Origin of the sequence: Campylobacter sp. VBCF_04 NA7, assembly GCF_027737405.1 — a bacterium.
GTDB lineage: Bacteria > Campylobacterota > Campylobacteria > Campylobacterales > Campylobacteraceae > Campylobacter_B.
In genome coordinates, this window is the sequence record NZ_JAOVTT010000003.1 from 1 (window position 1) to 13,060 (window position 13,060).

Consider the following 13,060-nt stretch of genomic DNA (forward strand, 5'->3'; position numbering starts at 1 on the left):
TGAATTTGAAATTGTGAATTTGAAATTGTGAATTTGAAATTGTGAATTTGAAATTGTGAATTTGAAATTGTGAATTTGAAATTGTGAATTTGAAATTGTGAATTTGAAATTGTGAATTTGAAATTGTGAATTTGAAATTGTACTAAATTTGCCCGCAGAATTTGCATTTAAAATTTGCTCATTGAATTTGAATTTGTGCGCAAATTTAGGTTGATTTGAGAGAAATTTTCGCTGTTTTCACACGCTGTTTTCACACGCTGTTTTCACACGCTGTTTTCACACGCTGTTTTCACACGCTGTTTTCACACGCTGTTTTCACACGCTGTTTTCACACGCTGTTTTCACACGCTGTCTTGGCGGGCTGTTCATTTCCGCGCCAAATTTCAAAATTTGATTTTAAATTTAGCTATTTAACTTAAAATTTGAAATTTAGCGCAAATTTGCTTTCAAATTTATCTTAAATTTATAATCCTTTGGGTAAAATCATATTTCTTATTTTTTGTGGCCCATTCGTCTAGCGGTTAGGACACTGGCCTCTCACGCCGGTAACAGGAGTTCGAGTCTCCTATGGGTCACCAAAACATTTCTATACGCAATTTTAATCAGCTAAATTATCGTTTTTTTCTATCTTTAAGGTAAGTTTATCGGTAAGTTTTGAAATTTTTAGTAAGTTTTGGATTTATAAAAAGGCCAAATTCTGCCAAATTCAGCCTTTAAAAAGAGGTAAATTTAGATATTTAAACTACCACCGTATTTGATTTTTTTGATTTCTGGTTCTTCGTCGATTTTTTGCATAATCTCTTCTATATTGTTGCTGTTCGCGGCGTCGATTTGTTCGTCTAGGTCTTGGTATGAGTATATCATAGCTACATCGCTTACGCCTTTTAGGGCTTGCATAGCCTTAAACGCGCCCAGCTCTTGATCTAGGCTCTCGGTTTGGATAGTCGCTACGATTTTGCCATCTTGTGCAGCCACGACTTCGCAAAACTCTATCTTTGCCACGAGAGCGCTAAGCTCGTCCAAATTTGTCTTATTATCTGTGTAGATTATCACACTTGAAATGTTCATTTATAGCTCCAAAAATGAATTGTTTTGTCGTATCCTGCGCCAACTAAGCGATCGCCATAAAATGTCATGTTGTTTATGATTTCACCATCATAAGGGATTTTTTTGATGATGCTTCCGGCTTTGTTTATGATATTTATGCCATCAAGTGTCGTAAATGCGCCAAAATCCTCGCTTAATGCCACGCTATACACGATAAAGCCAGTTTCGAAAAATTTAGACTCTCTTGCGTTTTCGTAATAGCAGGTTTTGTCGTTTGAGCCAGTTATCACCCTCTCGCCTACAAAGGCTACATTGAAGACATTGTCTTTGTGGATACTTTTTTCGCGTAAGAATTTTTTCTCTTTTGTGTCAAAAAAGTAAATCATACCGCCTTCGTTTGAAAGAAGCAATAAATTTTTCTCGCGGTCAAAGCTCACGCCACCAAAAGGTGAATCTGAAATTTTGTGCTCAAATTTCACAGATTTTGAGGCTATGTCGTAGTATAAAATTTCGCTTCCCACGCCTAGTAAAACGATAGTATTGCTATCTAGCAAAAATAGTCTTTTGATACCAGTTATCGGTAAATCAAAGGTGTCAAGCGTGCCATTTTCATACACGGCGAGTTTTTTGTGCATATAATCGCCATTTATCAAAAGGGCAAATTTTTCACCTAGTTTATCGACATCGATGACCTTAGAATCGATATCGCCATCGACATAGCTTTTGACTTGCGGAAGAGCTAAAACAAGAGTAGCGTTCTCATCGCTCCCGCTTATACTAAAAAGCTTTCCAGTGTCCGTGCCAGCATAGATTTTTTCATCCATTTGCTTTAAAATCGCGATGTTGCCATCTACTATGACTTTGTCATTTGCAAAAAGAAAGGTTGCTAAAAAGATAAAAGCAACGAATAATTTTTTCATTTTTTACCTCGTAAATTTTGTGTGAGTTTGGAGGTCCAAACTCACAACAAAATGGTTATTTGATATCAGCGCCCTGATTTAAAATGTCAAGCAAATTTGAGCTAGTATTTGAGTCTGCAAAGCGACTAAAATCTGCTTCAAATTTGTTTTGAACTAGCTCGGTTGCGTTTGTTTGAGTGACATGGCAAGAAACGCAGTCGTATCTAGCCATAGAAAGTGCGCCATCAAGGCTCTTTTGATTCTCATCACGCAAATCTGCTAAGTGGCTTTGTGGGACCGATTTGATCTGCATAGCCTGTGCAGCCTCTGGAAGGTGGCATGTGGTGCACATGTTGTTTTCGGCTGTGATAGGTAGCATATCGTCCAAAGTGTGTGGGATTAGCGGAGGAGCGTTCTCGAAGCTTCTCTCGAATACCATATTTTCGCCTGGTGCGCCACCTTTTACCTCATAAGTAGGCAAGGTTAGGTTTTCGTTAGTGTAATCCTCTCTAAATTTAGGACTTTGCGCAAGCTCTAAATTTGGTATATCTTCCTTTTTCTCGACAACCGGCGCTGGTGCGGCTGGCTCTTGTGGTGCAGCAGCTGGCGCTACCTCTGCCTTAGGCGCTTCTGCTTTTACTTCGTTAGTAGCAGCAGGTGCTGAGGCGGCTTGTGTTTGCGCTACTGGTTGGTTTGTATTTGAGCTCGCTTTGCCTTTTTCATCTTGGCAACCGCTCAAACCCAAACAACAAATTGTAGCTGCAACAAGGCTTAAAAAAGCAAATTTCTTTTTCATTTTTTTACTCCTAGTATGCTAAAATTTAACGCATCATCATCGCAAATTTGGACACATCTACCGCAACTTATGCACTCAGAATCGATTTTAAAACTCTCTTTTGAGACCATTTTTAGCACCTGAACCTCAGGGCAAACGCTCTTGCATTTGTTGCATTTGGTGCATTTGTTTGCATTATGATAAATGCGAATTAAGCTAAATTTACTTGCTATCGCCCAAAATCCCCCTAGTGGGCATATATGGGAACATATTATTCTATTTCCTGCGAAAATTTCAAATATCACAATGATTGCGGCTATACTAAATGCGCTAACGCTAAGGCTAACGACCGCTCTTGTGAAAAATCCGACGAAATTTAGTATCTCAAAGGCTGCTATACTAAACAATCCGCTACAAAGTAGGACTAAAACTAACAAATAGTATCTAGCGTTTTTGCTAACGCTAAACATTTTGGTTTGGATATTTAAAACTTTTCTTATCCAAGCTGCCAAATCTGTTAGGATATTGATAGGACATACCCAACCGCAAAAAGCTCGTGGCGCAATCAAAGCGTAAAACGCAAATATGATTAACGCGCCAACTATGCTAAGCGCACCTAGGCTAAAACTTGCCAAAACTAGTTGAAGCACGGCAAAAGGATCGCTTAAATTTATAACTCCAAAAAGCACTGACGAACTTAAATTTCCTTGCAAAATTTTAAATCCATAGCAGTTTCCGGCTATGAAAAGGCCAAGGATTAGGAATTGAACTAATCTTCTTAAAAGTGTGTATTTCATAGCTCGCCTCCGTTTAAGTAATCAATACCTTTTTTCAAATTTAAGTTGATTTGGCTATCAGCGTCTTTTAGCTTCGCGTCATCGCCTTCGATCCAACCTTTGACATAGTTGTCATTTACCTTGCCTAAAACTGAATTTCGTGGTAGCACCGTAATGGCTGCTTTTTCGGTTATACAGGCTTTTTCGCATTTTCCACACCCTGTGCAGTAATCGCTATCTACAACAGGTAGCAAAAATGCGTGTTTTTCTGTTCTTGTGTTGCGTTTGTATTCGATAAATAGTGCCTTATCCATGACAGGGCAGGCTCTATAACATGCATCGCATTGAATTCCAAAGTATGCAACGCAGTTTTTCTGATCCACTACTGCAACGCCCATTTGTGCTTTGTTGATATTTAATTTGTCATTTTCGCTAACATTTTGTTTATCTAACGCGCTAGTTGGGCACGCTACTGTGCAAGGGATATCCTGGCACATATAGCATGGAGTTAGTCTTGGCTGGAAAAACGGAGTTCCGTTTGGCACTCCGCTATCGCCAAATTCTGCTAGTTTTAGCGTATCAAATGGACATGCTTCGACGCACAGCCCGCAACGAATACATTTGCTCATAAATTCTTTTTCATCAAGGGCACCTGGCGGTCTTAGACGGATTTTATCCTCTGCTCTGGCAAATTCACAAAATCCACTTCCGCCTGCTACAAGCAGTCCTAATAAACCTAAAACTTCGCGTCTTTCCATAATTATGCCTTATAAATTTTTACTGCGCATTTTTTATAGTCTGTCTCTTTTGAAAGAGGGCAGGTCGCGTCTAGACAAACTTTGTTGATAAATACATTTTCATCAAACCAAGGAACATAAACAAGACCCACAGGCGGAACATTTCTACCTCTGAAATCTACTCTTGCTTTTACTTTTCCTCTTCTTGATTCTACCCATACAATATCATTTTGAGCTATGCCCATTTTATCGCCGTCTGCTTTGTTCATAAAGCATAGAGCTTCTGGAACAGCGCGGTAAAGCTCAGGAACACGCATTGTCATAGAGCCTGAGTGCCAGTGTTCTAGGACGCGTCCAGTACATAGCCAGAACGGATACTCTTCGCTTGGCATTTCGCATGGATCCATGTAAGGGCGGAAGAAAATTTTACCTTTGTTTTTAAATGAAGTTTTCTCATCGCCTGAGGTTGTGCTTTTCATATCGCCTGTCGGAAGTGCGCCTTGGTTACCATAAAATGCGAAATCGCCGTCTGGATTAGCTTTTTTAGCGTAAGTGTCGTATTTGGTATTAAATCTCCATTGAGTCTCTTTACCATCGACAACTGGCCATCTAAGACCTCTAACTCTGTGATATGTATCAAAATCAGCTAAATCGTGTCCGTGTCCGTCGCCGAAAATTCTATACTCTTCGAATAGATATTTATGCACGAAGAATCCATAGCCTTTAAATACCTCTCCGTCGCTTCCTACGACATTTCTGCTATCGCCGAAAACTTCGGTGCAGTCAAAGCCTGCGATGATTGGATCATCTGCTTTGTATTCAAGTGCGCGTTTGTTAGCGAACAATACATCAAATAGAGTATCTTCTGGATCGTAACCCATTTTTTTAGCTTCTTCTAAAACATCTGGCAAGGTTAGCTTATCATCGATTTTTCTCTCGCCCCAGAAATCTTTAATTTTAAAGCGTTTTGAGAATTCTAAAATTTGCCATGTATCACTCATCGCTTCGCCTACTGGCAATACTTGTTGTCGCCAGTGTTGAGTTCTACGCTCAGCATTACCATAAGCTCCCCATTTCTCATAAATCATAGCAGTTGGCAAAATCAAATCCGCTACTTTTGCAGATACGCCCGGATATGGATCGCTTACTACGATGAAGTTATCCATCTCTCTTGCTGCTTTGATCCAGTGGTTGGCATTTGCGGTGTTGTGCCATGGGTTATTTACATGAACCCAAGCAAATTTAACCGCTCCGTCTTCAATGTCTCTCATAAGTTTTACATAAGGGAAACCTGGGCGTGGGTTGATTGTGCCAGCAGGGATTTGCCATACTTTTTCTGTCATTTCTCTGTGTTTTGGATTTGCTACGACCATGTCAGCTGGCAATCTGTGGCAGAAAGTTCCTACCTCGCGTGCAGTTCCGCAAGCGCTTGGTTGTCCTGTTAGTGAGAACGCACCTTCGCCCGGTTTTGCTTGTTTGCCTAGCAAGAAATGCACCATATAGCTTTGCTCATTTACCCAAGTTCCTCTTTGGTGTTGATTCATACCCATTGTCCAGAAGCTTACTACTTTTCTGCCTTTTTCGACATATAAATCAACTAAGCCTTGAAGTTTTTTCTTGAAAGTTTCTAAATCCTCGTTGTCATCGCCTTTGGCAAGCTTGGCAACGAAATCTAGTGTATAAGGCTCTAATGCTTTTTTGAAATCTTCAAAACCGATTAACCAGTGAGCGTCGGCTTTGCCATTGTTTTTATTTTCTAGCGTATCGCCAGCTTTCATACCAAGGTATGATAGTGTCACACCCTCATCTTCGCTAAGAACTTTTGATAGCTCTTTTTCTACTGTATCGACCTCTTTTGGATCAAATTTAGGGTGTTTTGGATTTGGTCTCATACCATAACCGATATCAACTGGACCTGTTGCAAACACGCAGTGATCTTTGACAAATTTCTCATCAAACGCTTCTGGGTGGTTATAGACAATCTCGTGAGCAATCAAATTCCAAATCGCAAGGTCAGTATGAGGTTTGAAAATAATCTCAATATCTGCAATGCTAGAAGTTCTGCTTGAAAAAGTTGATAAATTTACAACTTTGTATTTATCAGGATTTTTAAGTTTAGCGTCATTTACGCGAGACCACAAAACTGGGTGCATTTCGGCCATATTCGCGCCCCAGCAAACAACTGTATCAGTTAGCTCGATATCATCGAAGCAGCCTGACGGCTCATCTATACCAAATGTTTGCATAAACGCAACAACCGCACTTGCCATACAGTGGCGAGCATTCGGGTCGATATTGTGAGATCTAAAACCTGCTTTGATAAGTTTGACAGCAGCGACACCTTCCATGATAGTGTATTGACCGCTACCAAATACAGCTAGACCGCTTGGACCTTTTTCCTCGTAAGCTTTTCTGAATTGCGCTTCCATGACATCAAAAGCTTTTTTCCAGCTAACTTCGCCGAATTTACCTTTTTTGTCAAATTCGCCTTTTTCGTTCATACGCAAAAGAGGTTTTGTGATACGGTCCTCGCCATACATAATCTTAGCATTAAAATAACCTTTAATGCAGTTAAGACCACGATTTACAGGGCATAGTGGATCGCCTTTTACAGCTACGATTTTTCCGCCTTTTGTGGCAACCATAATACCACAACCGGTTCCGCAAAAACGACAAGCCGCTTTGTCCCAGCGCCAGTCTTTTTCGCCGTCAGCGGCACTAGCTAGGCTTGGGGCAGAAATTCCAGCGGCACTACACGCAGCAGCAGCTGCTGAACTTTTGATAAATTCTCGTCTGTCCATAGAATTATCCTTTCTTTCAAAGAAATTTGTGAAACACAAGGCAAATTATAACAAATTATTAATCAAATTTATTGATTTAAATCAATAAAATTTGCAATAAATCCCTAAATTTCTAATATGTATAAAATTATAATTTTTAAATTTAAATAAATTTAGCACGATTTTGCGCTAATAATCGAATTCCTAGAAATTTTGTATTGATATAGAATATTAATGTATATGGATAAAATTAAAATTTGATATTTTGGAAATTTGGGCGGAAATTTGAGCTAGCAAGCTAGCTCAAATTTTATTTATTCGACTTCTGCGTCGATGACATCATCGTCTTTTTTAGCGTTGTTTGAATTTGCGCCTTGGTTTTGGTTGGCGCTGGCTGCTTTGTAAAGATCCTCAGCCGCCTTGCTTAGGGCATTTACCTTAGCGTCAATTTGATCTTTTGTCGCGTTTTCGTTTTTGAGAACTTCTTTTAGATCATTTAGTGCGCTTTCGATATTTGCTCTTAGCTCGCCTGGGACTTTTTCGCCCATTTCAGCAAGTGATTTTTCTGTTTGGTGAGCGATAGCGTCAGCGTGGTTTCTAGCATCTACGCTTTCTTTGCGCTTTTTATCCTCTTCTTTGTGAAGTTCGGCGTCTTTTACCATTTTGTCGATTTCTTCGTCGCTTAGACCGCTTGAACCAGTAATGCGAATATCAGTTGCCTTGCCTGTGGCTTTGTCTTTTGCGGTAACTGTTAAAATTCCGTTTGCGTCGATGTTAAACTCAACCTCGATTTGAGGCACACCGCGAGGGGCTGGCATAATGCCTTCTAGATTGAAATTTCCTAGCGATTTGTTATCTCTGGCAAACTCTCTCTCGCCTTGCAAGACATTGATCGTAACGGCTGTTTGATTATCCTCAGCAGTCGAGAAGACTTGCGATTTTTTGGTTGGGATTGTAGTGCCTTTGTCGATGATTTTAGTCATTACATTGCCAAGCGTTTCGATACCAAGGCTAAGTGGCGTAACATCGAGTAAAAGCACATCTTTTACATCGCCTTTGATAACAGCGCCTTGCACGCTTGCACCGATTGCGACGACTTCGTCTGGATTGACGCTTTTATTTAGCTCTTTGCCAAATGCTTTTTTGACCTCTTCTTGCACAAGTGGCACGCGAGTAGAGCCACCGACCATAACGACCTCTTTGACATCGCTCATACCAAGACCAGCCTCGCTAACGACGCGTTTTAGAGTATCGATTGTTTCATCGACTAGATTATCAATCATGCTTTCAAATTTAGCCCTAGTTATGGTTTTCATAAGGTGTTTTGGACCTGTGGCATCAGCTGTGATAAATGGTAAATTTACAGTTGTTTCCATTGCGCTTGAAAGTTCTTTTTTAGCGTTTTCAGCAGCTTCTTTTAGGCGTTGCATTGCCATAACATCGTTTTTGAGGTCGATTCCGTTTTCTGCTTGGAATTCGCTTGCTAAAAAGTCGATTACTTTGTTATCAAAATCATCGCCACCAAGGAAGGCATTTCCGCCAGTTGCTAGCACTTCTACTACGCTATCGCCAGTTTCTAGCACGGTAACATCAAATGTTCCGCCACCCAAATCATAAACCACGATTTTTTCGGCTTCTTTTTTGTCTAATCCATACGCCAAAGCTGCCGCAGTTGGCTCATTTACGATACGAAGGACATTTAGCCCCGCGATTGTGCCAGCTTCTTTTGTCGCTTTTCTTTGGCTATCGTTGAAATACGCAGGCACAGTGATGACCGCATCGACCACAGGCTCGCCCAAGAAGGCCTCTGCGTCCTCTTTTAGCTTGATTAAAACTTTTGCTGAAATTTCTTGTGGGGTATAGACTTTGCCCGCGATTTCGACCGCGCACGCACCGTTGCGATCTACGATTTTATACGGAAGGCGTTTTTTGGCCTCTTGCGCGTTTTTCTCGTTCATCATCAAACCCATAATTCTTTTAATCGAATAAATCGTTTTTTCAGGGTTTGTTACGGCTTGGCGTTTTGCGCTATCGCCGACTAAAACTTCGCCTTTGTCGGTAAATGCGACAACTGAGGGAGTTGTGTTTTTGCCCTCTTTGTTAGGAATAATCTTGCTTTCGCCACGCTCAAAAATGCTAACGCAAGAGTTGGTTGTTCCTAAGTCGATACCAATTACTTTTCCCATGTTTTATCCTTTTTATTAAATTTTATTTCTTTAAATTTTGTAAATTTGCGAATTCGTAAATTTCAAATCTACTTCGCCAAAATAACCATTACAGGGCGTAAAATTCGCTCTTTGTAAAGGTAACCTTTTTGCAAAACTTGAACGATTTCGTTCGTTTTTGCGCCATCTTTTTCTACGAGTTGGATTGGGTAAAATTTACCGCTTTCGCTCTCGTAGCCATCGTCCGTTGAAATCGGCGTAATGCCGTATTTTTCAAATGTGCTTAAAAACAAATTTATACATTGTTTCACGCCTTCTTCGATTTTATCGGCTAGTTCATTGCCCTCAATGTCGATTTTCGCGGCCTCTTCAAGTGCGTCGATTATCGGCAAGAGATCTTTTGCGAATTTTTCCGCCGCATACTCCACGGCTGTGGTTTTTTCGCGCTCCAAACGCTTTTTGATATTGTCGAAATCAGCACTAGCGCGGTAAAATTTATCTGTAATCTCGCTAAGTTCGTTTTGTAGCTTAGTGATTTCATCATCTTGCGCGCTTTCGCACTCACACTCGCTTTGTACCTCTTCGCTAAATTCATCGCCGTCGTCAGCTAGCGGGCTTTGGCAGCCGCAACCAGCGCCGCAGTTTTTGTGCTCTTTTTCCTCAAATTCACCTGCTGAATTTTGCGTTTTCTCGTCAAATTCTTGGCTCATGCTACTCCTTTACTAAATTTAAAAAATTTTTCATAATCCTCATAAACACTTCCAGCGCAAATCATCGTAGCGTCCTTGTTTTCGAATTTTACTGGGCATTTTATCCCCATAAAACCAGGCTCGAAATAGGGCGCAAAGATTAAATTTTTGTCAAAATTCACGGCGATTGAGGGGTTTAGCAAAATTTTAAATCTCTCATCTTTAAAAATTTTATACGCCATGACCTCGTTTGCGATAAACTCGATTTTTGAGTTTTTCAGCTCGCGGATTTTGGTGTTTAGCTCTCTAAGACCGATTTGCATAGAGGCGACTTCCAAATCTTTGAGCGAAATTCCGATTAAATTCGACAGAAGCTCGAAAATTCTGTTATCAAATTTCAAAATAATCTCATCTTTGTCGAAAACCAAAATCATAAAACGCTCATCGTGCTTTATGACCTCGGTCAAACACTCGCTTTCTGCGCTAAAAATCATACAATAAATATCAAAATCCTCTAAGATTGCTTCTAACTCATCGCCGTCTCTTAGCGATAAAATCTCGCTAAAATCGAGTTTAGCGCGCCAGTAATCTTGCATGGTAGCTACTGTGGGGATTCGTCCGCCACTGACATGAAGTTGCGTGATTGCGCCCTCGTCGCTGAGTTTTTTGAAATACACCCTAATCGTCGAGGCTGGTATAGCGACCTCCATGCGCCCGCCTAACTGCGACGAGCCAATCGGAGCGTTGAGGTCCAAATAGGCTTCGATGATAGAATCAAGTATCAAATCACGCTTGTTTGTTTTCATTTATTAGCACTCTTTCGTTTTGATTGCTAATATTATACAACATTGAGTGGCAAAATGTCAAGGTTTTTTAAAAATTTTAGCACTTTACTTGTTTGTTTGCTAAAATTTTGAAATTTCAAAATTTGGTTTTGAGTGCAAAATTCGGCGGTTTCATAGCTAAATTTCCCCCTTAAAATTCTTGGAAATTTTGTAAAATTTTATGTTTGTTTTATGAGAAATTCTGTATAATTCACACGATATAACGCAAAAATTTACTAATTTTGCTTATAAACAATACAAAATTTAGATAAACTATACAGATTAATGTATAATTAATCCTAAAACTTGTATAATTTTGGCATGTTAGAAACGAGCGATATATTCAATATTTTGCATAATGCCGTCGAGGCAAAAAATATGGGCAAAAAGATTTCTCACGCTGTAATGGCGAAAAAGCTTGGCGTGTCGATGAGGACATACCAGGATTGGCGCCTTGGCACGACCAAACCGCAGGCAGCGACTGCGATTTGCCAAATGCTCTGCGAGCTCGATAGCGACGAGGCTTCTTTTGTGCTACATAAAATAAAAAAATTATTAGGAGACTGATATGTATAAGATCACATTGCAAGAAAAAATGGATTTACAAAGCGTATTTTGCGCAATTTATGCAAAAAAAGAGTCAAAATTTAGCGCATTTTATCGCGCGTTTTTTAGACGAATTTTGGCTAGATAATTTTCGTTAAATTTTATTTTTAGATACTGCCGCGGCTGAATTTAAATAGCCAAAATTCAGCCAAATTTTAAATTTTACACATTTTATCATTAATTAAATATGCAGTTTTGTTCGATTTGTCATTGCGAGCTTTCGTAGAAAGCGAAGCAATCTACGAGTTTAAAATTCCGAAGTGTCGGTTTTGCAAAAACACAAACCTTAAATTTTAAGTTCATAGACTGCTTTGCTAAGGCTTTGTTTTTCTTTGCAATGATAAATCAAGCAAAGCCAAAATTTCAATAATTCAAATCAAAAAATTTTCAAATTTCCTCGCAAATTCTCCAAATTTTAGCCCATTTTAAGGGGGGGGGGATACAATATAAACTTTATTTTTTTTACAAAGGGCGGAAAATGATTGATAGCGTGGTTGCAAGCGAGCTGTTTATAAATGAGGATATTTTGACATTTTGGGCGGGCAGAAACAAAGAAATTTGCGATATGTGCGTGGCAAACGAAAATTTCGATCGTATCAAACGCTACAATATTTCGTTATCGAATCTCAAAGTCGATACTTTCAGAGCTGGCCATGTGCTTTTTGGCGATGTGGGCGATATATTTTTGAAATTCAGCGCGGGGCGCATTAGGTTTTACGGCGACAAGGCTCCGAGGCTGTATCAGGGCGTGTGCCATACCAAAACCAGAATCGGGCGAAAAGATGTGGAGTTTCACTTCGTCTATGCCTCAGCTTACGACGCTAGCGACAATCTCGTCGAGGTTTTGCACATCGCAAACGACAAAGAGACTATGTTTTGCCTCGTCGATATCATGCTAAATGGCCAAGATTTCAGCGTCGATGAATACCATGCGCCGACTAAGATCGACCTTGACGCTGACCACACTAGAAGGGTTGCGAGCGTAGATGTGCGAAACCAGCAGTGGAACATAAATGCCGCCAAAACCGCCGAAAAAGCAAAAAACGAAAATTTAGATAGTGAGCTTATGAAACGCTCTAAATTCGAGGTTGCGGGGCAGATTTCGACACTGCTAGAAAAGCATAAAGAGACGCTGAAAAATATCACAAATAGAAGTGGCGAGAATTTTTACGATTTGTATGCGAAATTTAGCGTTTATGACGATTTTTTGAAAATCGAGAGCTACAAAAGCGCGCTTGGCGATATCCAAACAATCCTAAATAAAATTTATAAAATCAAATTTGACAGGCTTTTGGACTGAAATTTGGGTCAAATTTGGCTTTTTGTTTGAAATTTGCGTGAAATTTTACGATAAATTTTATGATAAATTTTGCGCAAAATTTCAAGTAAAATTTGGGCTTGAATTTTTGATTTTTTTTGTCATTGTGAGCGGGCGACAGCGAAAAATTTGCCTGATTTGTCATTGCGAGCGAGCGTAGCGAGCGCGGCAATCTAGAAAAATTTTTTCATCTCTGATTTGTCATTGCGAGTGAGCGTAGCGAGCGTGGCAATCCAGAAAAATTTTTTCATCTCTGATTTGTCATTGCGAGCTTTCGTAGAAAGCGAAGCAATCCAGTAAAATTTAGTGCGAATTTAAAATGTGCGAATTTAAATTGATTTAAATTTCCCTGGATTGCTTCGACGATACTCGCCTCGCAATGACAGCAAATTTAGCGTAAGTAATTTCAGGCTCACAGATTGCTTCGTCGCTTTGCTCCTCGCA

General features: G+C 39.8%; 13 protein-coding genes and 1 tRNA gene. 5 read left to right on the plus strand and 9 right to left on the minus strand.

Translation table 11 applies throughout. The annotated features are described in order from the left end of the window. Positions 1-215 precede the first annotated feature (215 nt). Positions 216-419: a hypothetical protein gene (locus tag OFO00_RS03325; protein WP_270864868.1), complete on the plus strand. Its 204-nt coding sequence runs from the start codon at positions 216-218 to the stop codon at positions 417-419. 84 nt (positions 420-503) lie between these two features. Then, a tRNA-Glu gene (locus tag OFO00_RS03330) sits at positions 504-578 on the plus strand. Between the two features lie 151 nt (positions 579-729). On the opposite strand, the gene OFO00_RS03335 is transcribed toward OFO00_RS03330, so the two are convergent. The 9 genes from OFO00_RS03335 to OFO00_RS03375 form a co-directional block, all read right to left on the minus strand. Next, positions 730-1,068 carry a chaperone NapD gene (locus OFO00_RS03335; protein ID WP_270859412.1) on the minus strand — a complete coding sequence of 113 codons (339 nt, stop codon included), beginning with the start codon at positions 1,066-1,068 and terminating at the stop codon, positions 730-732. Next, complete coding sequence (locus tag OFO00_RS03340) at positions 1,065-1,967, minus strand: WD40 repeat domain-containing protein (protein ID WP_270864869.1); 903 nt, start codon at positions 1,965-1,967, stop codon at positions 1,065-1,067. The genes OFO00_RS03335 and OFO00_RS03340 overlap by 4 nt, the downstream gene beginning before the upstream one ends. A 55-nt stretch (positions 1,968-2,022) precedes the next feature. After that, positions 2,023-2,742, minus strand: a complete 720-nt coding sequence (locus OFO00_RS03345) for a nitrate reductase cytochrome c-type subunit (RefSeq protein WP_270864870.1) — start codon at positions 2,740-2,742, stop codon at positions 2,023-2,025. Then, a complete protein-coding gene (napH, locus tag OFO00_RS03350) occupies positions 2,739-3,518 on the minus strand; it encodes a quinol dehydrogenase ferredoxin subunit NapH (protein ID WP_270864871.1) in 780 nt (259 codons plus the stop codon). The genes OFO00_RS03345 and napH overlap by 4 nt, the downstream gene beginning before the upstream one ends. After that, complete coding sequence (gene napG, locus OFO00_RS03355; protein WP_270859416.1) at positions 3,515-4,255, minus strand: ferredoxin-type protein NapG; 741 nt, start codon at positions 4,253-4,255, stop codon at positions 3,515-3,517. The genes napH and napG overlap by 4 nt, the downstream gene beginning before the upstream one ends. A 2-nt stretch (positions 4,256-4,257) precedes the next feature. Then, complete coding sequence (napA, locus tag OFO00_RS03360; RefSeq protein WP_270864872.1) at positions 4,258-7,035, minus strand: nitrate reductase catalytic subunit NapA; 2,778 nt, start codon at positions 7,033-7,035, stop codon at positions 4,258-4,260. Between the two features lie 293 nt (positions 7,036-7,328). Beyond that, positions 7,329-9,200 carry a molecular chaperone DnaK gene (gene dnaK, locus OFO00_RS03365; RefSeq protein WP_270864873.1) on the minus strand — a complete coding sequence of 624 codons (1,872 nt, stop codon included), beginning with the start codon at positions 9,198-9,200 and terminating at the stop codon, positions 7,329-7,331. Positions 9,201-9,268: 68 nt separating this feature from the next. After that, entirely contained in the window at positions 9,269-9,889 is a 621-nt protein-coding gene (locus OFO00_RS03370) for a nucleotide exchange factor GrpE (RefSeq protein ID WP_270864874.1), read from the minus strand. Next, entirely contained in the window at positions 9,886-10,674 is a 789-nt protein-coding gene (locus tag OFO00_RS03375) for an HrcA family transcriptional regulator (protein ID WP_270859420.1), read from the minus strand. Before OFO00_RS03375 ends, OFO00_RS03370 begins: the two co-directional genes overlap by 4 nt. A 339-nt stretch (positions 10,675-11,013) precedes the next feature. Here OFO00_RS03375 and OFO00_RS03380 point away from each other — a divergent pair, with 339 nt between their 5' ends. The 3 genes from OFO00_RS03380 (at position 11,014) to OFO00_RS03390 (ending at position 12,598) form a co-directional block, all read left to right on the plus strand. Then, positions 11,014-11,259 (plus strand): XRE family transcriptional regulator, encoded by a 246-nt coding sequence (locus OFO00_RS03380; RefSeq protein WP_270859471.1) that lies wholly within the window; start codon positions 11,014-11,016, stop codon positions 11,257-11,259. Between the two features lies 1 nt (position 11,260). Further along, positions 11,261-11,386, plus strand: coding sequence for a hypothetical protein (locus OFO00_RS03385; protein ID WP_270859421.1), 126 nt, complete (start codon positions 11,261-11,263; stop codon positions 11,384-11,386). A 390-nt stretch (positions 11,387-11,776) separates the two neighbouring features. Then, a complete protein-coding gene (locus tag OFO00_RS03390; RefSeq protein ID WP_270864875.1) occupies positions 11,777-12,598 on the plus strand; it encodes a hypothetical protein in 822 nt (273 codons plus the stop codon). Positions 12,599-13,060 lie beyond the last annotated feature (462 nt).